This is a genomic window from Hydrogenophaga sp. (assembly GCF_051858985.1).
In the GTDB taxonomy this organism is placed as follows: Bacteria; Pseudomonadota; Gammaproteobacteria; order Burkholderiales; family Burkholderiaceae_C; genus Hydrogenophaga.
The window spans coordinates 339,728-363,771 of the sequence record NZ_JBHYGM010000001.1 but is presented as its reverse complement, the minus strand read 5'-3'; the positions used below and the strand labels follow the sequence as shown (position 1 = coordinate 363,771).

22 protein-coding genes are annotated in these 24,044 nt (G+C 64.3%); 11 read left to right on the top strand and 11 right to left on the bottom strand.

Annotation, left to right across the window (positions count from 1 at the left end; translation table 11 throughout):
* Positions 1–44 precede the first annotated feature (44 nt).
* Positions 45–857, bottom strand: a complete 813-nt coding sequence (locus ACTIEY_RS01715; protein WP_137919462.1) for a hypothetical protein — start codon at positions 855–857, stop codon at positions 45–47.
* Positions 858–1,653: 796 nt separating this feature from the next.
* On the opposite strand from ACTIEY_RS01715, the gene ACTIEY_RS01710 reads away from it, so the two are divergent.
* Positions 1,654–1,950 carry a hypothetical protein gene (locus ACTIEY_RS01710; protein WP_137919463.1) on the top strand — a complete coding sequence of 99 codons (297 nt, stop codon included), beginning with the start codon at positions 1,654–1,656 and terminating at the stop codon, positions 1,948–1,950.
* 1,111 nt (positions 1,951–3,061) lie between these two features.
* On the opposite strand, the gene ACTIEY_RS01705 is transcribed toward ACTIEY_RS01710, so the two are convergent.
* From ACTIEY_RS01705 to ACTIEY_RS01695, 3 genes are all read right to left on the bottom strand, one after another.
* Positions 3,062–4,087, bottom strand: coding sequence for a tyrosine-type recombinase/integrase (locus ACTIEY_RS01705; protein ID WP_439517416.1), 1,026 nt, complete (start codon positions 4,085–4,087; stop codon positions 3,062–3,064).
* Positions 4,088–4,414: 327 nt separating this feature from the next.
* Entirely contained in the window at positions 4,415–5,542 is a 1,128-nt protein-coding gene (locus ACTIEY_RS01700) for a hypothetical protein (RefSeq protein WP_439517415.1), read from the bottom strand.
* 29 nt (positions 5,543–5,571) lie between these two features.
* Positions 5,572–6,387 (bottom strand): helix-turn-helix transcriptional regulator, encoded by an 816-nt coding sequence (locus tag ACTIEY_RS01695; protein ID WP_439517414.1) that lies wholly within the window; start codon positions 6,385–6,387, stop codon positions 5,572–5,574.
* A 151-nt stretch (positions 6,388–6,538) separates the two neighbouring features.
* Between ACTIEY_RS01695 and iaaH the strand changes: the two genes are divergently transcribed.
* From iaaH to ACTIEY_RS01670, 5 genes are read left to right on the top strand one after another with little or no spacing between them, the layout of a single operon-like run.
* Complete coding sequence (iaaH, locus tag ACTIEY_RS01690) at positions 6,539–7,963, top strand: indoleacetamide hydrolase (RefSeq protein WP_439517413.1); 1,425 nt, start codon at positions 6,539–6,541, stop codon at positions 7,961–7,963.
* A gap of 28 nt (positions 7,964–7,991) precedes the next feature.
* A complete protein-coding gene (locus tag ACTIEY_RS01685) occupies positions 7,992–9,158 on the top strand; it encodes a substrate-binding domain-containing protein (RefSeq protein ID WP_439517412.1) in 1,167 nt (388 codons plus the stop codon).
* 7 nt (positions 9,159–9,165) lie between these two features.
* Positions 9,166–10,020, top strand: a complete 855-nt coding sequence (locus ACTIEY_RS01680) for a branched-chain amino acid ABC transporter permease (RefSeq protein ID WP_439517411.1) — start codon at positions 9,166–9,168, stop codon at positions 10,018–10,020.
* A 4-nt stretch (positions 10,021–10,024) separates the two neighbouring features.
* Positions 10,025–11,761, top strand: coding sequence for a branched-chain amino acid ABC transporter ATP-binding protein/permease (locus tag ACTIEY_RS01675; protein ID WP_439517410.1), 1,737 nt, complete (start codon positions 10,025–10,027; stop codon positions 11,759–11,761).
* Positions 11,758–12,450 (top strand): ABC transporter ATP-binding protein, encoded by a 693-nt coding sequence (locus ACTIEY_RS01670; RefSeq protein ID WP_439517409.1) that lies wholly within the window; start codon positions 11,758–11,760, stop codon positions 12,448–12,450. The genes ACTIEY_RS01675 and ACTIEY_RS01670 overlap by 4 nt, the downstream gene beginning before the upstream one ends.
* 10 nt (positions 12,451–12,460) lie before the next feature.
* Here ACTIEY_RS01670 and ACTIEY_RS01665 read toward each other — a convergent pair whose 3' ends face one another.
* From ACTIEY_RS01665 to ACTIEY_RS01655, 3 genes are all read right to left on the bottom strand, one after another.
* The gene (locus tag ACTIEY_RS01665) at positions 12,461–12,787 is read right to left on the bottom strand and encodes a DUF1330 domain-containing protein (protein ID WP_439517408.1); all 327 of its coding nucleotides are present in this window, start codon (positions 12,785–12,787) and stop codon (positions 12,461–12,463) included.
* Between the two features lie 113 nt (positions 12,788–12,900).
* Positions 12,901–13,692 (bottom strand): SDR family NAD(P)-dependent oxidoreductase, encoded by a 792-nt coding sequence (locus tag ACTIEY_RS01660; RefSeq protein WP_439517407.1) that lies wholly within the window; start codon positions 13,690–13,692, stop codon positions 12,901–12,903.
* A gap of 7 nt (positions 13,693–13,699) precedes the next feature.
* The gene (locus ACTIEY_RS01655) at positions 13,700–14,764 is read right to left on the bottom strand and encodes a Gfo/Idh/MocA family protein (RefSeq protein WP_439517406.1); all 1,065 of its coding nucleotides are present in this window, start codon (positions 14,762–14,764) and stop codon (positions 13,700–13,702) included.
* A gap of 86 nt (positions 14,765–14,850) precedes the next feature.
* Here ACTIEY_RS01655 and ACTIEY_RS01650 point away from each other — a divergent pair, with 86 nt between their 5' ends.
* The 4 genes from ACTIEY_RS01650 to ACTIEY_RS01635 are packed head-to-tail and all read left to right on the top strand — an operon-like array spanning position 14,851 to position 19,289.
* Positions 14,851–16,560 (top strand): FAD-binding protein, encoded by a 1,710-nt coding sequence (locus tag ACTIEY_RS01650; RefSeq protein ID WP_439517405.1) that lies wholly within the window; start codon positions 14,851–14,853, stop codon positions 16,558–16,560.
* A gap of 13 nt (positions 16,561–16,573) precedes the next feature.
* A complete protein-coding gene (locus ACTIEY_RS01645) occupies positions 16,574–17,641 on the top strand; it encodes an SDR family oxidoreductase (protein WP_439517404.1) in 1,068 nt (355 codons plus the stop codon).
* Entirely contained in the window at positions 17,638–18,513 is an 876-nt protein-coding gene (locus ACTIEY_RS01640; protein WP_439517403.1) for a sugar phosphate isomerase/epimerase family protein, read from the top strand. Before ACTIEY_RS01645 ends, ACTIEY_RS01640 begins: the two co-directional genes overlap by 4 nt.
* Positions 18,510–19,289, top strand: a complete 780-nt coding sequence (locus ACTIEY_RS01635; RefSeq protein WP_439517402.1) for an SDR family NAD(P)-dependent oxidoreductase — start codon at positions 18,510–18,512, stop codon at positions 19,287–19,289. The genes ACTIEY_RS01640 and ACTIEY_RS01635 overlap by 4 nt, the downstream gene beginning before the upstream one ends.
* Positions 19,290–19,304: 15 nt before the next feature.
* Here ACTIEY_RS01635 and ACTIEY_RS01630 read toward each other — a convergent pair whose 3' ends face one another.
* A complete protein-coding gene (locus ACTIEY_RS01630; RefSeq protein ID WP_439517401.1) occupies positions 19,305–20,585 on the bottom strand; it encodes a TRAP transporter large permease in 1,281 nt (426 codons plus the stop codon).
* Between the two features lie 15 nt (positions 20,586–20,600).
* Complete coding sequence (locus ACTIEY_RS01625; protein ID WP_439517400.1) at positions 20,601–21,137, bottom strand: TRAP transporter small permease; 537 nt, start codon at positions 21,135–21,137, stop codon at positions 20,601–20,603.
* Positions 21,138–21,209: 72 nt separating this feature from the next.
* On the opposite strand from ACTIEY_RS01625, the gene ACTIEY_RS01620 reads away from it, so the two are divergent.
* A complete protein-coding gene (locus tag ACTIEY_RS01620) occupies positions 21,210–21,896 on the top strand; it encodes a hypothetical protein (RefSeq protein ID WP_439517399.1) in 687 nt (228 codons plus the stop codon).
* A gap of 20 nt (positions 21,897–21,916) precedes the next feature.
* Here ACTIEY_RS01620 and ACTIEY_RS01615 read toward each other — a convergent pair whose 3' ends face one another.
* Both ACTIEY_RS01615 and ACTIEY_RS01610 read right to left on the bottom strand, forming a co-directional pair.
* Positions 21,917–22,933 (bottom strand): TRAP transporter substrate-binding protein, encoded by a 1,017-nt coding sequence (locus ACTIEY_RS01615; RefSeq protein ID WP_439517398.1) that lies wholly within the window; start codon positions 22,931–22,933, stop codon positions 21,917–21,919.
* 118 nt (positions 22,934–23,051) lie between these two features.
* Complete coding sequence (locus tag ACTIEY_RS01610; protein ID WP_439517397.1) at positions 23,052–24,035, bottom strand: Bug family tripartite tricarboxylate transporter substrate binding protein; 984 nt, start codon at positions 24,033–24,035, stop codon at positions 23,052–23,054.
* Positions 24,036–24,044 lie beyond the last annotated feature (9 nt).

Here is a 24,044-nt window from a genome sequence, read left to right as displayed (position 1 = left end):
GGGGCGGACCTCGATCATTGCGAAAACCAAAAATTAGAACCGTTCTATACGAGCTTCCAGTCTATTCGTTCTGGCGTCCAAGCCGGCACGGTCAGCTCGTCTTCAGCAATCCAGCGTCCAGAATCGTTTTTTCTCCAAATCCAAAAATTGGCACCTGGCTTAAAAGCTTCTTTATATCGCTTGAGAATCGCTGGAGCATCTGTTATCAAGCGCATCTTGTCAAATCTAGCGGACCCATTTGTTGTCCTCAATGAGAGTAACGTTGAATAAACAAAGACATCCAAATCTCGCTCCCACTTGGGTGAAAGTTCAACCTCGATAGACACTTTCAATCCCGAGGAATAAAGCCACACAGCATCGGGGTGCTTTACCCCATTCTGACTCTTTGCCTTCATTTCCTTCTCTGACCAATAATCCGAAATCTCACCTGAGACTAAGTGCTCTGCTGTGAAGCGTTGCACCATCTCGTTGTGCAGCAAAGTGTTCTGGTTGATCCGATCTGGACGATGCTCATATTGCAGCGGCTCCATCCGATTGATCTCAACCATGTGCTTGCCATCTTGTGTCAACGTCAAAAAAGAACCCGGCAGATATTTCTCGTTCCGCCGACTGTTCGTCTTTGTGACGACTGCCAACTTGTTCTTAACTAGGCGAGATGCCAGTCCTGATCTTTTGGATCCAACTAAAATTTCTAACGTCGTGGAGCTTGCCCATCCCCACCTGTACATCCAGCTTAGTGCTGTTTGTGTCCTTTCTCTTCCTCTCTCAAGGGTTGTTTGCCCTTTTAGTCGTTCCCTTAAAACAGCTCTTGCAATTGAGGTCCTGTTGAATTCTTCTTCCGGTTCTTTGATGTTCATAGTTCGTTAAATAGTGGGAGACATTGATTCCGCTAGCACTATGTCCCGCACTATCCAAGTTGATTTGCACCCACTATGAGGCGCACTTGGACAGACTTTGAGATGTGTGCACGGGGGATATGTGCGACAAAAAATAAGTCCGCGCCTGCGGCGGGAGCTGCGCTCCCCGCTACGCGGCCCCCCAGCGCTTCGGCTGCGCCTGCGCGGGAGGGGCAGTGGCTTCGCCCCTATCCCTCCCCGCCATGCGGCGGCTCCCCACCCATCCCCAACACCTGTGCGCCGCTTCGCGGCTACCTGGGAGGTTTACCGACTGCGCACTGCCGTGCTCGGGCTGGCGCCTGTGCTCCGCACATCGGAAACCTCCCAGGTAGCCGCGAAGCGGCGCACAGCAGTCCTTCGGACGAGGCTCCCGCCTCCCCGGTGGGCCGGGTGCCCTCCGCACAGGTCTACGACCGGGCTGCCGCCCCCCGCAAGGCGGGTGCCCCCGAATGCACCTGGCGGCGCATTCTTTCCTCGCCGACCACGCGACGCATGTTCATAGAGCATCTGCAACGAACATGAGCGGAGACTCCACACCGTGTGGCCGCTCCGCAAACTCTTGAGCTTCTTGATCCAGCCAAACCCCCACATGGCTTCCTTGGGTTCTGGATAGATCCACCTTCTTGCCTTTTTGAGTTGTGCACATATCCACTGCAGTCACCGAGCAACATCGGTAGAACGTCACTTTCTGTGATGAGCTACCAAAAAAGCAGGAGACTATTCGGTTGAATATGTTTAACTTCAAAGGTATTAAGATATGGATCTCACACTCGACCCCGTCCAACTTTCGGAAACGCTTGAAGACATGAAGGGGTTAATAAAATTTCATCAGCATGGTGAATACGGCTATCCTGTGGTGATGCAAATGAATCTGCTGGGATGTTTATTTGAGTCACAGCAGAGAGTTAAGGGATTTAGAGAGCTTCTGCTGCTCTGTAAAACCACCAGCCAACTATTTGATGATGAATATTTTCATTTATTGGGACAGGTTGATGATTTCTTGATTTTTGTTCATGGCGAAATCAAGTCATTTGAAAAGCTAACTGCTAGTTAACCCAATCCCGCTTCGGCGGGATTTTCTTCATTTCCATATGCGCATAAAAAAACCACGACGAATCGTGGTTTTGGGTTGCTAACTATGTTGATCTGGTGAAGATCGACATTTAATGATACTTGCCTTGGTGAAAATGTTGATGCAAGCTGTTGGCTATGTCAGTCTTCATTGTCAAAACCTCTCAGGTACACTGAGACAACAATGGATGCTAACGATAATGTTGAAATTATAACCACTTTCAGCCATGAAAATTGTTCATTGATGAAGATAATAAAGAAGAGGGCCCAGACCAAACCCGTGGCAATCTTTTCGAAAAGATCAGCAAGACCAGTCCGTTGAGCAGTGTTGATACGCATAAGTAGATTTTTCCTTTAAAAGGTCAGGCACATCGCCATGACTGAGAGGGATATGTATCTACAGAAAAAAGGCACCCAGCCGTACCAACCTGCTCGCTTTAAGGTTTCAGCTTGGGGATCCGTGGACTCGAGACTCAGCCTTCTTGATCGGAAGGCGGTGTGCCTCACCCATCAGATGGCAGTCTCAATATGCTGGAAAAATAAAGAGTTTTCGATCCGCTTCTCAACCGTGTCCGGGACGAGGTAGCACTGTTGTCAGACAGCACCCTTTCTGATCCCACACTGCTCAAGCAAGAACTGCTCATGGCGTTCAGCCTGATCGTGACGGTTTGTGAGCATCAGACCTGACCTATGGCTTCAAGGGGTGGCTGTAACCTCGGAGAACGCGATGGTGCCGGTTCACGCTGTAGGCGAAGCATCTAACTTGTTCATCGACCAACATTCACCTGTCTTGGTGAAGTTTTGTGTTTCGAACAAAAAACTGTCGCCCATAAAAAACTAGTAGCTCCGAAGAGCTACTAGAGAAACTGATCAGGCGAATGACCGTTATCCTTTTGGGTTTGTTAGGGTGCAATGCACGTCGCCATGTGCGCTAGCGGGCAAACGCATTGACGGGATTGTCATGCTGTTTTTGCCTTTGGCCGTTCACGTGAGTGGCGGGTGACTGCTTGGGATATGTCGCCAAAAAATAAAGTCCGTTCGACAGCGTCCTGACCTTTTCAGTCGCGCGCACCTATACGACAAAAGGCTTCTTTCTAGTCAAGCTTCTTGGCCAGATCAGCCGCTCGAGGGTGGTAATACCTGGCAAGCATGCGTGTGGTCTTGTGGCCGGTGACCTTCATGAGTTCATGCATTTCCAGTTTCTCGGCGAGCCGCGTGGTGGCTTCATGACGCAAGTCATGGAAATGAAGGTCGACCATCACCCTGTCATGTTTGTCGATATCAGCAAGGTGATTGATCGTCGCCTCACTGGGTGCACGCTTCTTGAACTTCAGTGCGGTGATCTCGCGCTCTTGGGCTTTTTCGTCGACACCGTGCTTTTCGAGTAGCTCACGAAGCAATCCAAATACATGGGTTCTCCTTGCGCGAGTCACTGCCCGTTCCCAAGACAACTGAAGTGCGTTCTGACTAAGTGGGAGTACTTTTCCTCGTGTAGCTTGGGGAAGTGAGTTGAGAAGAGCCACAGCCCGCCTCGAAAGCGGTGCATCTCGATATTCATCGCCGTTTTTGGTTTTTCCGCCATCCCGACCACGAATTCGTGCAACACGTTGCTCCAGGTCGATTTCTTCCCATTTGAGAGACAACAGCTCACTTTGGCGCGCCCCAGTCTCCATGGCCAGTACTGCTGCAGCATGTGGCCACACGCTGGCACACTCTTTCAAAGCATTCAGCAGAAGATCCTCTTCAAGACTCTCGAGCCTTCTTGTTCGGTCGTTGTTCGGGCTGGGTTTACGAACATCCTCGACAGGATTTCCTTTGGGCAGGGCTATGTTCCAGTCCAGCTTGGCAGCCTTGAAGATCCGAGAGACCATGCCCAGCTCATGCAGCACGGTCTGTGGACTTACTGCCTTCAATCTCTCGTCCCGGTACGCAGACAGCTTGGCCGGCGTGATGGCGGCAAGGGAGTACGAGCCAAACTCTTCGGTCACGCGCTTGAGCACGTAGCCGTCTTGTTGCTTCCCTCGCTTTGAAGGGAGTACATCTGTCCGGTAGCGCTCAGCAGCTTCGAAGAAAGTGGTTCGTTCGGCGTCGTTCCTGGAGATGAACGAATCCGTATCCATCTCACGCTCCACCGATCTCGCCCATGCCTCCGCTGCCGCCTTCGTGTCGAACGTTTTGCTTTGAGAGGGCCATCCATCACGACGGACTTTTGCCTGCCACTTTCCAGATTCGCGTCGCGTGAAATTTGCCATCGAAGTTCAGTGTCCCGGATTTGTCCCCAAAAAAGAAAAATGGGGGAGAATATGTAAAAAACATATTGTAAATCAAAGATATAAGAGCTGTGTATTTACGGCCTGTCACGCCGGGGGTCGCGGGTTCGAGCCCCGTCCACTCCGCCAGAGATCGAGAAGCCGTTGCAAGTCCTGCTTGCAGCGGCTTTTTTTGTTTCAGCGTGGGCTCTGTTCGCCGACCGCTTCCACAAGCCGGCTGGCAAGGAGGCGCACTTCCGATTCGTCCAGGCCCACCAGTTCCAGTTGGACGATGCCTTCATAGAGAGCGTGCTCCATCGTCCAGATGCTGGGTCGACCGGCTTTGAGGGCGCGCACCAGCGCCGCAGCCGCTGTCGCGCCGCCTGGCATGGAGAGCTTGATGCGCTGGAAAGGCATGCCTGCCGGGTCGTCCTGCGCCCAGGCTTGAAGTAATCCTGAGCTCGGTCGCAGAAGCTCCAGCAACAGATCCACCTTGCGTTGCTGAGCGAGCTTCCATGCATCGCCATCCAGCATGACCCGATCTTCGAGGGCGGCGAGCACGCCCACGATGGCTTCCTTGCTGGCCTTCATGGCGCGGCCGATGCCGCGTTCCTGTGCCCTGAATGCCTCCACGAACGCGTGCGTGCCCAGCACCACGCCGGCGGTGGGGGAGGCCAGGTACTTGTGGGCGCTCAGCAGCACGGCGTCGGCTCCGGTGTTTAGCAAGGTTTGCACGCGCAGATCCTGCGCAGCGCCGTCGATGACGGTCGGGATGCCTCTTGCCCTGGCGGTCGAGACCGCACTGGCGAGATCGAGATGGTGAAACGAAGTCAGTCGGGAGGACACGAGCAACAGGCAGCACACCCCGGGTGCATCGAGGCAGCGCTCCAGTTCGTTCACAGGGAGCGACGTGCGATCGCCGGCTTTCAGAACGCGGCCACCGGCCAGGCGGATGTCGGTCTCGATCGGGTGGCCGTAGTTCACGCAGTGGCCCTCGGGAATCACCACCAAGTTGGGACGCTCACCTGTCTCGGGCAGCGAGCCCACCACCGCGCCGTCGGTACCTGCGATGCACGCCGCCACCGCCTGGGTGATGGCGGCCGATGCGCAGTGGGTCACCGCGCCCGCCTGGCAGCCTGCCCACGATGCGAGCCTTTGCGAGGCCAGTTGCTGGAGCTCTTCCACGACGAAGAACCTGCGCAACGCTTGTGCCACGCTGTGTGCCACGTGCTCCGAAGATCGGGACACCCCCAGTGGCGTGAAGCTGCCTGCCGCATTGATGACGGGCGTGAGCTGGTATTTGAGATGAAGGTCGTCGTGGCTCATCGCCACGAGTCTACCGATCGATCCGACGATCAGTGAGGCTGCTGTGCCCTGACCACAGCGCCGTTCTCGCGCCGGTGCGCATCCAGCACCGCTTGCACCCGCGCCGCGAGCTGGGCGCGGTTGTCGGTCTGGAACTTGCGGAAGGCGTTCGCCAGATGAAAGCGCACCGTGGGATGGCCCACCGACAGGCGCTGGGCGATGAGCTTGTCGGGGCAGCCGCAGGCCACCAGCCAGGCCACTTCGGCTTCTCGCTGGCTCAGGCGCGCGTGTCGTTGCAGCAGGTCTTCGGCGCGTTCGTCTTCGGCGGGTGGGGGCGCGAGGTGCGATTGCCAGCGCAGCCGCGCGAGCGCGGCGGCCAGTGCGGGTTCCACCATGCGCAGCACCTCGATCTCGTTGCTGTCGAAGTTGCCGCGGTGGTGCTGGCGCCAGATGCGCAGGTCGCCCACGCATTCGTCCCCCGCGTAGGCGTACACGTTCACGCCCCAGTACATGCGGTCGCGCTGCAGGAAGTCGTTGAAGAACTCGGTGCGCATCAGCTCGGGCTGGCGCAGGATCTGCGTGGCCACCGTGGGGCGGCGCCTTTCCATCATGGGGAAGGTCAGCGGGTCGACAAAACGGTAGTGCTCGTCCCAGGCGCGCAGGTTCTCCTGCGAGATGTTGATCGACTTCACGCGCTCGAAGCGTTGCTGCGTGCCGTTCCAGACGAAAGAGACATAGGTATCGGCGCCCATGAGGTCCAGCATGGGCAGGGCAAGCTGTTCGCGCAGGGTGTCGGCGTCGGTGGCGTCGGCCATCAGGCGCATCACATCGCGCAGCGCGCGCGTCTGGGAGGTGGACAGGTGCATGCCTAGAGTGAAGCAATAAACGTGCGCAGCCCGCATCGGGTCTTTCCCGCCCCCGCGCGACGGCTGGTACCCCTAGCAATCCTGATAGGTGTGCGCACGGGCACCGCCACCTACGCTGCGTGCATTCAAGTCCCTTTCTGGAGTCGCACACATGTCGGATCAGGATCTCATCGGGCAGGGCGTGGTCGCCTTGCGACGTCAGCTCCAGGCGCGCACGCTCAGCAGCCTGGCACTCGTCGATGCCCTGATCGCCCGCACGGAGGCGGGCGCAGCGCTCAATGGCTACGTGGCCTTCGATGCCGAAGCGCTGCGGGAACAGGCGCGAGCGGCCGACGCGCGCATCGCCGCGGGCGAAGACCTCCCGCTGCTGGGCATTCCCATCGCACTCAAGGACAACATCGACGCCGTCGGCTGGCCCTGCGGCGCCGGAACAGGAGCCCTGCACGGCCTGCACCCGGTGCAGGACGCCGAACTGGTGCGTCGCCTGCGCGCGGCCGGTGCGCTGATCACCGGCAAGACCAACATGCACGAACTCGCCTTCGGCATCACGACGAACAACGCAGTGACCGGTGCAGCGCACAACCCCTGGGACCCTTCGCGCATCCCGGGTGGCAGCAGCGGCGGCTGCGGCGTGGTGGTGGCCGCCGGCATGGTGCCCGCGGCGATCGGGACCGACACCGGTGGTTCTGTGCGCGTGCCCTCAGCCCTTTGCGGCCTGGCCGGGTTGCGTCCCACGGTGGGCCGGGTGCCCGGTACCGGCATCGCGCCCATTTCCACCACGCGCGACACTGCCGGCCCCATGGCCCGCAGCATCCTCGACTGTGCGCTGCTGGACGAGGTGCTGACCGGGGACGCCACGCCGTTGAACGTGCCCGCCCTGCGCGGCCTGCGGCTGGGCATTCCCGGCGCCGGGTACTGGGACAACCTGGAGCCTGGCGTGGAGCAGGTGGGCCTGCGCACGCTGGAGGCGCTGCGCACCGCTGGCGTGGTGCTGGTAGAAGTGGAGCTGCCCGGCCTGCAGGAGGCCAACGCCGCAGCGAGCTTTCCGGTGGCGCTGTACGAATTCGTGCGCGACATGCGGGCCTACCTGAAGGAAGCCAGCCGCGGCATCACGCTGGAGCAGCTGGTGGCCGACGTGCGCAGCCCCGACGTGGCCGGCATGGTGCCCGGTCTGCTGGGTGAGGGCGCCATGCCCGAAGCCGTGTACCAGGACGCGCTGGCCGCGCGAAGTCGCCTGCAGGCGATCTATGCCAGTGCATTCGAAAAATCCGGCGTCGCAGCGCTGGTGTTCCCCACCACCGTGCTCACCGCGCGGCCCATCGGCGAAGACGAAACCGTCGAACTCAATGGCGTTCGCGGTCCCACCTTCGGTACCTTCATCCGCAACACCGACCCGGGCAGCAACGCCGCCATTCCCGGCGTGACGCTGCCTGCCGGCCAGAGCGATGGTTTGCCCGTGGGCATCGCACTCGATGGCCCTGCGGGCAGCGACCGCGCGCTGCTGGGCATTGCCGCGGCCATCGAAGCGCTGCTGCCACCCGCTCCCCTTGCCCCCTTCGCCCCTTTGTCCGCCTGATCTTCGCCACCCAACCAGGAGCCTTTCCATGGACCGTCGTCAATTCGTGAAGTACACCGGCGCCATCGCCGGCAGTTCCACTGTCGCCACGCTGGGCGTCGCGCCCGCGTTTGCCCAGTCCGACCTGAAAGTGGCGGTGATGCTGCCGCAGAGCGGGCCTGCCGGTTTGTTCGGCCCGTCGTCCAAGGCCTGTGCCGAACTCGCCGCTGAAACGCTGAACGCGAAAGGCGGCGTGCTGGGTCGCAAGATCTCTCTGCTGTTTGGCGATGCGGGCCTGCCGCCGGCCGAGGCGTCGCAGGCCGCGCTCAAGCTGTGGAAGGGCTCCGGCGCACAAGCCTTCATCGGCATGCACGACAGCGCCGTGCGCGGCGCGCTGGTGGGCCTGTTCAAGGCGCAGGTGCCCTACTTCTACACGCCGGTGTACGAGGGCGGTGAATGCGCGGCCGGTACCTACGTGAACGGCGAGACGCCGCAGCAACAGCTCGAGCCCGTCATTCCCTGGCTGGCCGCAGAGCGCAAGCCCACCAAGTGGTACATGATCGGCAACGACTACATCTGGGGCCGCACGACCAACGCCGTGGCCAAGGGCTACATCACCAAGACCGGTGCGCAGGTCGTGGGGGATGAGTACCTTCCGTTCACTGCCGACAACTTCGACTCGAGCCTCGCGCGCATCCGTGAGAGCGGTGCCGATGCGGTGCTGGTCTCGCTGGTGGGTGGCGCTTCGGTCGGCTTCAACAAGGCCTTTGCCAGTTTCGGCCTGGCCGACAAGGCGATTCGCCTGGGCACACTGATCGAAGAGAACACGCTGGCCGGCATCGGCGTGGCCAGCGCGCGCAACCTGTACTCGAGCGCGGGCTACTTTGCCAACATCACCACGCCCGCCGCCAAGGCGTTCTCCGATGCCTACTTCAAGCGCTTCGGTGCGCAGGCGCCTGCGCTCAACGGCCTGGCTGAGTCGGTGTACGAGGGCTTCCTGATGCTCGATGCCGTGGCCACCAAGGCCAAGGCCCTGGATGCGAAGGCCATGGACGTGGCCAGCCAGGGCGCCAGCTACAACGGCCCACGCGGAGCCGTGACCATGCGCGCGCGCCACGTGGACCAGGACATCTACCTCGCCGATGTGAACGACAAGGGCTTCAGGGTGATCAAGACCTTCCCGCGCATCGGCTCGGGCCAGACCTGCAAGGTGTGACCTGGCGATGGAGGGAAGCTGGCTGCTGCACGGCCTGAACATCGCCTACGAGCTCGCCACGCTCGGGCTCACCACACTGGGCCTGGCCGTGGTGTTCGGCCTGCTGGGCGTGATGAACATGGCCCACGGCGAGTTCGTGATGATCGGCGCCTACTCGGTCGTCACGGTGCAGGCCTGGGGCTGGCCGATCTTCACGGCGTTTCCGTTGGCGGTGCTGGTGTGCGGCGCGCTGGGCCTGGTGGTGGAACGCTGGCTGATCCGCCCGCTGTACGCGCGGCCGTTCGACATGCTGCTGGCCACCTGGGGCCTGGCCATGCTGCTGCGCAAGCTGGTGGAGGCCATCTACGGCAAGGGCTACCGCAACGTGGAGAGCCAGCTCGGCGTGCCCATGCAATTCGGTGGCATCGAGTACCCGGCGTACCGGCTCGTGCTCATTGCGCTGGCCGTGGCCTTGCTGGTGGCCTTGTTCTTCTGGTACCGGCGCAGCGCGGCGGGCCTGCGCGTGCGCGCCATGACGAGCAACCCGGTGCTGGCGCAGGCGCTGGGCATCGACACGCAGCGGCTGGCATCGCAGGCCTTCGTCATCGGCGTGGTGCTGGCGGGTGCTTCGGGCGTGTTGCTGGCGCCACTGGTGCGCATCGAGCCCGGCATCGGGGTCGACTACCTGCTCGACGCTTTCTTCGTGCTCGTGGTCGGCGGTCTCGGCACGCTGGGCGGCTTTGCCGGCGGCGTGGGCGTGATCGGCGGATCACAGGCGGTCATGAGCAGCATCGCAGGCCAGACCAGCGGCTACGCCGTGGTGCTGGTGCTCTCCATCCTGTTCCTGTGGCTGCGTCCGCAGGGGCTCTTCGGGCGCCGCTGACACCGTGATCCTTGCCAAGCCCCTGGCGGCGCCCCTGGCGCTGGCTGTCGCACTCACGGCGTTGCCGTTCGCGAGCAACGAGTTCGTTGCCTACCAGATCGCGCTCTTCCTCATCTACGGCATCGCCACGCAGGGCGTGGCGCTGTGCTGGGGTCGGCTGGGCTTCCTGCCGCTGGGGCATGCGCTGTTTTTCGGCCTGGGCGCCTACCTCGCGGGCGGCACGCTCAAGGCGGCGGAGCAGCAGAGTGCGTGGCTGGCCGCGTTGCCACTGGCCTTGCTGTTGCCGGCCGCACTGGCGTATCTGGTCGCACGGCTCATCTTCGCGCGCAGCCACCGAAGCGGTCCGTTCTTCTCGCTCATCACGCTGGCCATGACCATGCTGGGTTTCCTGGCTGCGCAGCAGTGGAGCGAACTCACCGGTGGCTTCAACGGCATGGCCAGCATCCCGGACCTGCCGGGCACCGAGCGCTACAGCACCTTGTACTGGTTGATTGCGACTTGCGCGGTGGCCAGCACCACGTTGCTCGGCCTGCTGTACCGCCGCCCGCTCGGTGTGTTGTGGAGCGCCATTGCACTCAACGAAGACCGCCTTCAACTCTTCGGCTTTGCGACGGACCGCATGAAGGCCAACGCGTATGCGCTCTCGGCGCTGCTCGCCGCTGGCGCTGGCGCGCTGTTTGCGGCGCATCAAGGCATCGTCACGCCCCTCACCATGGGCTTCGTGCTGTCCACCGAGTTCGTCATCTGGGCGGCAGTGGGCGGCAAGGCCAGCCCACTGGGTGCACTGCTCGGCGCCGTGCTGGTGGGCTATGCGTCCAGCGAACTGCGCGACCACTTCAGCTACTGGGAAGTCCTGGTCGGTCTGCTCTTCATTGGGGTGGTGCGTTTCCTGCCCGACGGCGTGGCCGGCCTGGGCGTGCGCTTCTTCCGCAAGGAACGCGACACGCCAGGCGCGGCACGCGATGCACCAGCGTTGCCCAGGGCCGGGCGCGGGTTGAGCCTGTCTTTCGAAAGTGTGGCGTGCGGGCAGGGCGGGGTGAAGATCCTGGATGGACTCACGCTGGGGATGCAGGGCCCGGGCATCCGTTGTGTCATTGGGCCGAACGGCGCAGGCAAGACGTCCACCTTCAACGCCATGACCGGGCGTCTGCCCGTGCGGACCGGCCGCATCGTGCTGGATGGCACCGACATCACCGGTGCCACGGCCTGGCGTGTGGCGCGGCAGGGCGTTGGCCGCAAGATGCAGATTCCCTCGGTGTTCGGTGCGCTCACGGTGCGGCAGAACCTGGCCATTGCGCTGTGGGCTTCGCGCCTGCGGCCTTGGATGTCGCTCACTCGGGCACCGCTGGCCTGGCACAGCGCGTTGCAGGACCAACTGCTGCTGCGCTTTCCTGCGCTGGGAGAGCGGCTGGAGGAACCCGCCGGCAGCCTGTCGCAAGGCCAGCGGCAGGCTTTCGAGTTCGTCATGACCGTGTTGCCCGAGCCGCGCCTGGTGCTGCTGGACGAACCGTGCGCGGGCCTGTCGCCAGCCGAGACGCACCAGATGATCGACGTGATCCGTGTCGCGGTGGCGGCGCTGGACGCCGCCGCGCTCGTGATCGAGCACGACATCAGCGCCGTGGCGGCCATCGGTGGCGATGTGTTCGTGCTCCACCAGGGACAACTGCTCGCGCAAGGCAGCCTTTCGGACATCCAGGCCGATCCGGCGGTTCGCGCGGTCTATGCCGGAGGACGAAAGTGAAGGAGCTGGTGTTCGAGAACATCGTCTGCGGCTATGGCGACACGATGGTGCTGCGCGGCGTGAGCGGGCGCGTGGCCCCGGGTCGTGTGCTCGGTGTCCTGGGCCGCAACGGCGTGGGCAAGACCACGTTGTTGCGCGCGCTCGCCGGGTTCCTGCCCCTGGCCGGCGGGCAGGTGCAATGGGCAGGACGCGACCTGCGCGGCGTGGCACCCCATCGCCGGCTGGCGCAGGGCATTGCCTATGCGCCGCAGGAGGAAGTGGTGTTTGCCGAACTCAGCGTGCAGGAAAACCTGTGGCTTCACCTGCCTGAACGGCAGGGCGATCGCTACGCCGCGCTGCTGGCGCAGTTCCCGCGGCTGGCCGAACGCATGGGACAGCGTGCGGGCTCGCTCAGTGGCGGCGAACGCAAGCTGTTGTCGTTCACCAGGACGCTGGGCCTGCGCGCCGACCTCAGTCTGATGGACGAGCCCACCGAAGGCGTGCAACCCGAGAACATCGAACGCATGGCCGCGCTGCTGCGCCAGCGTTGCGACGAAGCGGGTGCAGCCTTCATCGTCGTGGAGCAGAACCTGTCGTTCCTGATGAGCGTGGCCGACGATGTGCTGGTGCTCGACCATGGCGATTGCGTGCTGCAGGGCGCCGTGTCCACCCTGGCGCGCGAGGCGCTGGAGGCGCACCTGGTGGTGTAGCGATCGCTGCTCAGTACTTGGCCAGCAGATCCACCGCCCTGTAGCCTTCGGGCAGTCCCTCGATGAGCGCCGCAAAGCCTTCGCTGTGGCGTGTGCGGAGCGCAAGGATGGCCTGGTACGCCTCGGAGTGGTACCAGGCCCTGGCCATGTCCATCGACGGGAACTCGATCAGCACGATGTGGCCGGGCAGTTCCCCCTCGGTCACCTCCGGGTTGGCGCCGTGGATGCGGAAGACCCCACCAAACGGGGTCAGGGTTTCGTCGATCTGGCGCACGTAGGACACGACGTCCCCGTTCCAGTTGACCGATCGGAGGTGGGCGATGGCGAAGGCGTTCATGGCGATGCTCCTGTGGGATTCAGCCGCTCCGAAGGGGAGTGGCTTTCCAGGGCATGTTCGCCAGGCGCAGGCCGCGCTGCAATGACCTCGCAGGTGATGGTCGTGGATCTGCCTCAGACCACGATGGGAACGGATGCGCCGTCCATCGACATGACGATCCCCGTGACGTAGGCGGCGCGCGGCGATGCGAGGAACACCACCACATCCGCAATGTCCTGCGGCTGGGCCAGGCGACCGAGTGGCGCGCGCGATTGCGCCTGGCGCATGGCTTCTTCCTCAGGCACGTTCCGCTGCCGCGCGTCGGCAGAGATGCTGGCTGCCGCACGCTCGGTGAGCGTGAGAGCCGGGTTGACCGCGTTGACGCGCACCCCTTGCGGCGCATAGGCCGAGGCCATACCCACGGTGGACAGCATGAGCGCCGCATTGGCTGAGCCTCCCGCGAGATGGTGGATGGTGGCGACCTTGCCGCCCATGCCCACCACATTGACCACCGCGCCCTGGCCGCGCGCTCCCATGCGCTTGATCAGGGGGTCCGTGACGTTGATGTAGCTGAAGAACTTGGCCTGCATGGCGGCCTGCCAGGCGGCTGGATTCAGTTCTGCGAAGGGCGTGAGCCGCGCCGCGCCGGCTGAGTTCACCAGCACATGGACCGGGCCGCCCTCGCGCTCGACCGCCTCCACCATGTCCAGTGCGGATTGAGCGTCGCTGAGGTCTGCGCTGTGGGTGAACACGGTGGCACCCACTTCCTGGAGCAATCGGGCCTGTGCGGTCCGGAGGTGTTCGGCGTTGCGCCCCACGATGCTCACGCGCGCGCCTTCGCGCAAGAATTCTGCTGCGCAGGCCAGCCCGATGCCGCGGCTGCCGCCGGTGATGAGCACATGCTGTCCGTTGAGTCTGAGATCCATGGTCGCCTCACCCTTGCATTCTGGTTTCAAGTGTCGTCTGTTTCTCCCCCACCGCGGCCTCGTGCACCGCCAGCGCCGCCTGCAGCGTGCGCAGGCCGTCCACGCCGGAGCACAGCGGCTGCTCGCGCCCTTCGGCCACGGCCCGCACGTGGCGCAACTGCTCCATGTACGGGTCCTGGCGGTGCAGCATGGTCTGCGTGTGTGTGAGCGGCTCGTGCCAGCCGCGTTGGCCGTCGAAACGCCAGGCGTTGAGCCGCGGCAGTGTGAGCGAGCCTTCGGTGCCGCTGAGGAAGTGGGTGTCCACCGACACCTGCGCATAGTGCGGCGCTTCGCCGGCAGCCAGGTCCCAGTTCCATGGCGACACGGCGGCGTCGGACACGGTGAGCGTGCCCAGCGCGCCGTTGGCAAAGCGCAGCAGCACGGCGGCGGTGTCTTCCACCTCGAACCCGCGCACCGTGTTCGATGTCATGGCCTGCACAGCCACGATCTCGCCGACCAGGAACCTCAGCAGGTCGAGGTCGTGGATCAGGTTGATCAGCACCGGCCCACCGCCTTTCTCGCGGCGCCACGCCAGGTCGAAGTAGCTGTCGGGCTTGAGCCAGGTGGCCATGCCATTGACGCTGATGGGTCGCCCCAGCACGCCGTCGTTCACCAGCGTGCGGGCGCGCTGGATGATGGGGTTGTGGCGCCGCTGGTGGCCCACCATGATCGGCACGCCGGCCCGCTCGCCTGCCTCGCACAGCCGCTGCGCGTTCTCCAGGGTATCGGCCACGGGCTTTTCCATCAGCACCGGCAGGCCGCGCTCGATGCAGTGGATGCCGACCTCGGCGTGCGTGTCGTTGGGCGTGGCGACGATGGCCGCCCGCGCGTCCGATTGCTCCAGCAGATCGCGGTGGTCGGCGAACCAGGGCAGTCCCAGGCTTTCGGCGAGTGTGCGGGCTGCGGGGGTGGGGTCTGCGATGGCGGCCACGCGCACATCGGGGTGGCGCATCATGCGTTCGATGTGCATGCGACCCATGGCACCCGCGCCCATGACGGCGACGGGCAGGCGCGTGGAAGGGGATGTGCTCATGATGGTGCCGATGGTCAGATAATTCGCGATAGTATCCTATGGTCCAACCAAACACCTCATCCTCCGACAACCTGGGAAATGACACCGTGAGCCGCGCGTCCTCCATGAAGAAAGAAGTCGATCTGCTGGTCGTCGGCGCCGGTGCCGGCGGCATGACGGCCGCTGTGATGGGCAGCCTCGCCGGGCTCGACGTGCTGCTGTGCGAAGGCACCGAGCAGGTGGGCGGCACCACGGCCACCGCGGCTGGCACGATCTGGGTCCCCAACAACAACCTGGGCAAGGCAGCAGGCTTCGAGGACAGCATCGAGGCGGGCATGCAGTACCTCGATGGCCTGGTGCCCTCCGGCGAATTGCGTCGTCTGCGCGAGGTCTACCTCGAGAGCGGGCCGCGCATCATCGACGAGATCGTGCAGCGAACCCAGGTGAAGTTCATGGCAGCGGGAAAGCACCCGGACTACGTGGACATTCCCGGCTCACGCGTGGCCGGACGCGCGCTCGCGCCGCTGCCCTACGACGGCCGCCTGCTGGGCGACGAATTCCACCGCATCCGTGCGCCCATGAAGGAGTTCATGGTGCTGGGCGGCATGATGGTCGGCAAGGCCGACATCGGTCACCTGCTCGGGCGTTTCCGCTCCTGGGCGAGTTTCAAGCACAGTGCGGGCCTGGTGCTGCGCTACGCATCGGACCGGCTGCGCCATGCGCGCGGCACGCGGCTGGTGATGGGCAATGCGCTGGTGGCTCGGCTTTTCGCCAGCTTGCGCGATGCGGGAACGTCCGTGGCCTTTGGCGCTCAGATCGAGTCGCTGCTGCAGACGGATGACCGCGTCGCCGGCGCGCGCTTCAAGCTCGCCACGGGCGAACTCGTCGAGGTGAAGGCGCGTCGGGGTGTGGTGCTCGCCACCGGAGGCATCGGACGCAACCCGGCCTTGCGCAAACGCTGGATGGCGCCCGGGCACGACCGCTGGCCGTCGCTGATCTTTGAAGGCAACCAGGGTGGTGGCGTGCGAGCGGCCGAGCTCGCCGGTGCCGCGATCGATCGCACGCCCGATGGAGCCGGTGTGTTGTGGCAACCGGTGTCGGTCACGCCCGGCGCCGAGGGTGGAACCGGCCTCTTTCCGCACCTCTTCCTGGACCGCGCCAAGCCGGGGCTCATCGCGGTGGACAGCGCAGGCCAGCGCTTCACCAACGAGGGCGCCTCGTACCACTACTTCTGTGAAGACATGATCAGGCGCCACGCCACCACGCCGGCCATTCCGGCCTGGCTGGTGTGCGATGCCACGTTCGTGTCGAAGTACGGGCTGGGCCTGATCTACCCCGGCACCACGAACCTGGCGCCGCACGTGAAAAGCGGGTACCTGCACGTGGGTGACACGCTGGACGCTCTGGCGCGCAGCATTGGCGTGGACGCGGCCGGGCTCAAGGACAGCGTGACCCGCAACAACGCCTACGCCGTCACCGGCGTGGACAGCGACTTCGGCAAGGGCGCCACCGAGGTGAGTCGGTTCAACGGCGATCCCGAACACCAGCCCAACCCCTGCCTGGGCCCGATCGCGCAGGCGCCGTTCTGCGCCATGGCGCTGTGGCCCGGTGACGCAGCGGCCGACGCCGGGCTGGCCACCAACGAGCACGGCCAGGTGCTGGATGCCGAAGGCCGGCCCATCGCCGGGCTCTACGCCTGCGGCAACGACGCCGCCTCGCTCATGCGGGGCACCTATCCCGGGCCGGGCGCGACCATCGGCCCTGCCATGGTCTTCGGCTACCGGGTCGCTGCGCACGCCGCCTCGCTCACTCCCTGAAATGAAAACAACCATGTCAACTGCATCTTCCTCTCGTTCGGTGGCCCTCGTGGCCGGCGCCAGCGGCATCGTCGGCATCGGCGTGACCCAGCGCCTGGTGGCCGATGGCTGGCGCGTGCTCTGCGCGTCGCGCTCCGGCGGTGGCGACATCGAAGGCACCGAAGGCATCGCGCTGGACCTGATGGACCCCAAAGCGTGCCGGGAGGTGCTGGCCCGTCACACCGACATCACGCACGTGTTCTTCACGGCTTACCAGCAGGCGGCCAGCCGGGCCGCAGAGGTCGCGCCGAACCTGGCCATGCTGCGCAACCTGGTGGAAGCCGTGAGCGCCGTGGCGCCCGCGCTGGAGAAGGTGGTGCTGACCACCGGCGCGAAGTTCTATGGCATCCAGTGGGGCCAGTCAAAGACGCCGTGCCGCGAAACCGATCCGCGTCAGTTGCCGCCCAACTTCTATTACGACCAGGAGGACTTCCTGCGGCAGGCGCAGCAAGGACAGCGCTGGACCTGGGTCAATCTCATTCCGCCGTTCGTCTCGGGCTTTGCCGTCGGCAACCCCATGAACCTGGTGATGGGCGTAGGCATCTACGCGGCCATCAGCAAGGAGATGGGCCTGCCGCTGCGATTCCCTGGCAGCGCGGGCGCCTACGACGCGCTGCACCAGATCGCCGACGCCCACATCATCGGATCGGCCGCGAGCTGGGCCGCCCTCTCGGACGCCGCGGACAACCAGGCCTTCAACGTGAGCAACGGCGACCCGGCGCGCTGGCGGAACACGTGGCCGGTGATCGCCCAGGGCCTGGGCATGGAATGGGCCGAACCCAAGACCATGCCGCTGGTGGACGTGATGCCCGACCAGCAGGCGCTGTGGGACCGCATCACCGAGCGCCAGGGGCTGCGCAGGATCGACATCAACCGCATCGTCAACTGGGCCTGGGTCGACTACATGCTGCGCATGTCGCACGACGTGCTGCTCGAGACCGGCAAGATCCGGCGCGCCGGGTTCCACGACTGCATCGAGACCGACCGCATGTTCGTGCAACGCCTGCACGAGTTGCAGCAACACAAGGTGCTGCCGTCGTGAACCCGAGGCACCGCGACGTTGGAGCGCTGACGCTGGGCTTCCTCACGCTCGGTGCGCAGGCCGCGCCGCTGGACGTGATCCACGCCGCGGCAGATGCCGGCTTCGGCGCGGCGGGCCCGCGCATCAGCGGGCGTTATCCAGGCGATGCGTGGGCTTCGGTGGATGGCCGGCCCGACGCGTTCGAAGAGATTCGCCGCGTCGCCGCGCAGCGCGGCGTGCGCCTCTCCAGCATCAGCGGCTACTACATTTCGCCGCAGGTGAAACTGGAGCATTTGCTCGCCAACGTGTCCGCCGCGAAGGCGGTGGGCGCACCGCTGATCCTGCAGGGTTGCTTCGATGGCGACCAGCCCCGTGTGGCTGCGCTGGTGCGCGATTACGCCGCCGCCGCGCGCGAGGCTGGCGTGCGCATCGCGCTCGAATTCATGCCCATGAGCGAACTCAGGACGCTCGCGCAGACGGTGGATCTCATTGCCGCCACCGGCGCTGGCAACGTCGGCATCCTGGTGGACGCGCTGCACCTCGCACGCTCGGGGGCGACGGCGCGAGACGTGGCGGCCCTCGACCCATCGCTCGTGTACCTCACGCAACTGTGCGATGCGCCTGAAAAGCTCGCCGAGGGCGACACCCTGTTCAACGAGGCGATGGCCGGGCGCAGGTTGCTCGGCGATGGCGGGCTCGACCTGGCCGGCCTGGTCGACGCACTGCCGCCCGACGCCGAACTGGAACTGGAAACGCCCGCCATACAGCACGCCGACCTCTCACCCGCGCTGCGCGCGCGTCACGCCGCCGAGGCCGCCCGGCAATTCTTCGCCCGGCATTTTCTTGCCGGCGGACAGTCACCCACCTCAACCCAGGAGACACCGACACCATGAACTCGCACACCACTTTCGACAAAGCCTCTCTTCAGGGGCGCGTGGCCGTCGTCACGGGGGCCGGCGGCGGCCTGGGCGGCGCCATGGTCACTCGCCTGCACGGCATGGGCGCGAGCGTGGTCACGGTCGACATGAAGGCGCCGGAGAATCCGCTGGCCGCCCTGTCGCTGGCCTGCGATGTGACCGACGAGGCCGCCATTGAGGCCATGGCCGCCCAGGTGAGGGACAGGTTCGGTCGATGCGACATCCTGGTCAACAACGCCGGCATCATGGCGCCCGTGGTGCCGCTGGAAGAGCTGCCGGTGGCCACCTGGGACAAGGTCATGGGCGTCAACCTGCGGGGCTCCTTCCTGTGCGCCAAGCACCTGGTTCGCATGATGCTGGCGCAGAAGAACGGCGCCATCATCAACATCGCCTCCATCGGGGCACGCGTGCCCAACGACATCGGACCCTACGGGCCCAGCAAGGCCGGCGTGCTGGGTCTCACGCACCAGATGGCGGTGGAGTGGGGGCCGCGTGGCGTGCGGGCCAACTCGGTGAGCCCGGGGATGATCCGCACCCCGATGTCCGAGCACTTCTACCAGAACGAAAAACTCCACCAGGGCCGCATCAAGGTGGTGCCCACCGGCCGCATCGGCCGTCCGGAAGACATCGCCGATGCGATCGCCTTCCTGGCCAGCGACGCCGCGTCCTACATGAACGGGCAGGACATCATCGTGGACGGCGGCTTCATGCGCACCGCACTCATGAACGTACAGCCTGCCGTCTTCGCCTGAGCCTGCGCGGGCGCATCAGCCCGCGAGCCACCTGGCGGGCACCGTCACGATCCAGGGGAAGAGGATCATCAGGAAGAGCACAGCGAACTGCGCCAGCATGAACGGCCACACGCCGCGCGTGACTTCGTCCAGCTTCATCTTGCCGACACCCGCCACCACGTTGAGCACCACACCCACCGGCGGTGTGACCAGGCCGATGGCGTTGTTCATGATGAACAGCACGCCGAAGTAGACCGGGTCGATGCCGGCGGCCTTGACCACCGGCATGAGCACCGGCGTGAGGATCAGGATGGTGGGTGTCATGTCCATGGCGGTGCCCACCACGATCACCAGCAGCATGATCATCACCAGCAGCAGTGTCTGGTTGTCCATGAAGGGCTCCAGCATGGCCACCACCTGGCCCGGAATGTCGGCCACCGTGATGAGCCAGGCCGAGACCATGGCGGCGGCGATCAGGAACATCACGATGGCGGTGGTGCGCGCGGCTGCCACGAACACGCCGTACAGCTTTGACCAGTGCAGCTCGCGGTACACCACGGTGGCCACGAAGAGCGCGTAGACGGCCGCCACCACCGCGGCCTCGGTGGGTGTGAAAACGCCGAACTTCAGGCCCACGAGCACGATCACCGGGAGCATCAATGCCCAGGTGGACTCCCGGAAAGCGCGCCAGCGCTCGGCCGAGGTGGCCTTGGGCGGTGGCGTCACGTTCTCGCGTCTCGCCACGATGTACCAGGTCAGTGCGATGGCAGCGCCCATGAGCAGGCCCGGCACGATACCGGCGAGAAAGAGCTTGCCGATGGACACGTTGCCTGCCACGCCGAAGATGATGAACGCGATGGAAGGGGGGATCACCGGTGCGATGACGCCTGCCGACGCAATCAGCCCACCGGCCCGGCCCTTGTCATGCCCGGCCTTGACCATCATGGGGAGCAGCAGCGCGGCGAGCGCGGCGGTGTCGGCCACCGCAGAGCCGGAGAGGGCCGCCATCAGGCAACCCGCGAGCACGGCCACGTAGCCCAGACCGCCGCGCCGGTGACCCACCAGCGCCAGCGCCAGGTTGACGATGCGCTGCGAGAGGCCGCCGACGTTCATGATCTCGCCCGCGAGCATGAAGAAGGGCACGGCCAGCAAGGGAAAACTGTCGGCGCCATTGATGACGTTCTGCGCCAGGATCTGCGCGTCGAACAGGTCGAGGTGCCACATCAGTGCGACGCCCGAGAGCAGCAGCGCATAGGCGATCGGCACGCCGATCAGCATGGCGGCCAGCAGGGAGATGATGAAGATGGAAACGGTCATGGAGTTCCCCTGGGTTCAGCGGCGGTTCGCCGGCTCGGGGTGGGCGAGTTCTTCGGACTCGGCCACCATCACCAGTTCTTCATCGGTGGCGGTGCCCGTGGCGGTGCGCCACATCTCGCGCAGCAGCAGCGCCATGGCGGAGACGCCAAAGACCACGCCTGATCCGTAAAAGAGGGCCATGGACAGCCCGGTGACGGGGGCGACCGAGTCCCAGTTGATGCGGGCCTGAGTCAGGCTGCCCGAGAGCAGCAGCCAGGTGGCCCAGAGCATGAGCGCCTGCGCCATGAACAGGCAGACCCTGCGCGCCGTGCGCGGCAGGCGCGAGACCAGCACATCCGTGCCGAGGTGGCCGTGTTCCTTCAGCGCCACGATGGCTCCCAGGAAAGTGAGCCAGACAAACAGCCAGCGCGACATCTCGTCGGACACGGCGATGTTGGAGTTGAAGGCGTAGCGCAGAACCACGTTGCCGAAGACGAGCACCACCATCGCGGCAAGCGCCAGGGCGCAAAGGAAGTTCAGCAGTCGGCAGTAGCCGTCGATCAGTTTTTGCATGGGTTCCCTTTCTCAGACTGCGATCACAAAACCGTGGTCAATGTTATGGTCAGACCGAAGGAGACCATGGACATGGCATTTCGCGGCACCTCTTTCCTCGCCATCTGGAACGACATCGAGGGCATCACGCCCACCGAATACGACGCCTGGCTCACGCACGAACACATGATCGAGCGCGTGGGTGTTCCGGGCTTCCTGCGAGGTCGGCGCTACATCGCCCTCGACGACGGACCGCACCGCTATTTCAACTGCTACGAAACGCGCGACGCCGCCGTGCTGACAGGCGCGGCGTACCTGCAGCGCCTGAACCACCCGACGCCCCTCACGCAGCGCATCATGCCCTGCCTGACGAACTTCCTGCGCATGGGTTGCCGCACCGTGGGCACCGCGGGTGGGCATGTGGGAGGGTCGCTGGCCACGCTGCGGTTCCGTGCGCCGGTCGGACCGGTGGAACAGGCGGGTCAGGCTTTGTGCGATGCGTTGTTGCAGAACACCGTGGTGACCGCTTGCCACCTCGGCACGCCCGAAGCGGCGGTGGCGGCCACGACCACGCGCGAGCGCGAACTGCGCGCGGCGAACGCACACGAGAGCGCCGACGACCACGTGTTGCTGGTGGAGTCGGCCAATGCGGGCGCGCTGCTCGAGCACCTGGACGGGATCGTGAAGGCGCTGCACGCCCACGTGGCCGACGTCTCCGGCATGCAGGCGCGCACCTATGGACTGAGCTTCCTCATCGAGCCGGCGACGCGCGCCGACTGAGTGGGAGCGCGCGCGGCGATTCAACGGTTGGCGTGGATCTTGTCCATCTCCTCGCGGTAGATCTTCATCAGCGCGGGGTCGTAGCTGGCGGCGAATTTCTCGATCACCGGCACCGTGGACTGCCGCATCTTCGCCAGTTCGGCAGGAGGCACCTCGTTGACCTTCATGCCCTTGGCTTCGAGTTCCGCGCGGCTTTGCTGGGCCGAATCGCGGCTCACCTTGCGCTGGTAGACGCCGGCTTCGCGCGCGGAATCCTGCAGAATCTTCTGCTCGGCGGGCGAGAGCCTGTCCCAGAATTTCTTGCTCACCTCGATGAGGTTGGCCGTGTAAACGTGATTGGTCACGCTCACGAACTTCTGCACTTCGTAGAACTTGTTCGACAGGATGATGGTGTAGGGGTTCTCCTGCGCGTCCAGGGCCCTGGACTCCAGCGCGCCGTACAGCTCGCCAAACGCCATGGGCACGGGGTTGGTGCCGAGCGCACCGAAGCTCTCGACGAACACCGGGTTGGCCATCACGCGGATCTTCAGGCCCTTCACATCGTCAGCGGCGAGGATGGGCTTGCGGCTGTTGGTGAAGTTGCGGAAACCGGTCTCCCAGTAGTCCAAGCCCACGATGCCCTTTTCGGGCAGACGGTCCAGCAGGGCCTTGCCGAAGCGACCCTGCAGCAGTGCGTCGGCCTGCTGGGCGTTGGTGATCGAGAACGGCGCGTCGAGGATGCCGAACTCCTTGACCAGCGCGGCTGCGGTGGTGGTGGCCGGGGTGAACATCTCCTGCACACCACCCTGCACGGCGGCCTGCTGCTGCAGTTCGCCACCCAGCACCGACGCGGCGAACTCCTTCACCACCATCTTGCCGCCGCTTTTCTGCGAAACGATTTCGGCGAAGCGCCGCACGCCGTCGCTGATGGGATGGCCGACCGGGGTGAGGTGACCGAAGCGGATGGTGCGGCTCTGGATGTCCTGCGCGTGGGCAGCGGACGAAGCCATGAAGGCCGCGGCCAGCGTGAGCGGTAGGACGAGCAGGCGGAATTTCATGAGGTCTCCTGATGTTGGAATTGAGAAACGGGTATCAGCCACGAATACTAACGCTTGTTAGTCCATGGGCGTCAATGGTTGAGCCAGAGCGATGGACTCGTGGCTGTGTCGCCGGCCCTTACTCAGCGGTGATGCCCGCCGTTTCAATCACGGGCTTCCACCGCGCGATCTCGCTCGCGATGGTCTTTCGGAAGGTCGCCACGCTGGTGTCGGGGGCCAGTTCAGTGTTGAGCGTCTTCATGGCGTCCTTCACCCGCTGCGTCTGAAGCACGGCGGTGATCTCACGGTTGAGGCGGTCGATGATGGGTTTGGGCGTGCCGGCCGGTGCAACGACGCCGTACCAGGACTCGAGCATCAGTTCGGGCATGCCGAGCTCGGCGGTGGTCGGCACATCGGGCGCGATCGACACGCGACGGGGACTCATCACCGCGAGCGCGCGCATCTTGCCGGCGGCCACGTGCGGCAGCGAATCGGTGTTGCCGAAGACCACCTGGGTTTCGTTGCCCAGCAGGCCCATGAAGGCGGGTGCGCCGCCCTTGTACGGCACGTTGACAAGTTCACCCTTGGTGAGCTGCGAGAACAGGCCGGCCGTGAGGTGGAAGGTGCTGCCGTTGCCCGCGGTGCCGTAGCTGAGCTTGCCCGGGTTGGCCTTGGCGTAGGACACAAGTTCGCCAAAGGTCTTGATCGGGCTTGAGGCGTTCACCACGATGAGGTTGGGCCCGATGAAAGTCATGGCCACGGGCTCGAAGTCCTTGACCGAATCGTAGGGAAGGGTCTTGTAGAGACTGGGCGCGAGCGATAGCGGCGCGATGGTGCTCAGCGCAATGGTGTAGCCGTCGGGCGCCGAGTTCTTCAGCACGCCCATGCCCAGCGTGCCTCCGGCGCCGGGGCGCACATCCATCACCACCGGCTGGCCCAGGCGTTCCTGCAGTCCGTCGGTGATGAGCCGGGCCAGGTTGGCGCCGAGCCCACCGGCCGCATACGGCCAGATGAGCTTGACGGGGCGGTCCGGGTACTCGGCGAAAGCCGGCAATTGCCAGGCGGCTGCCACGGCAACCAGCGCGCCCAGTGCGGTGCGGCGAAGCATTTTCAGAGTGTTCATTCATGTCTC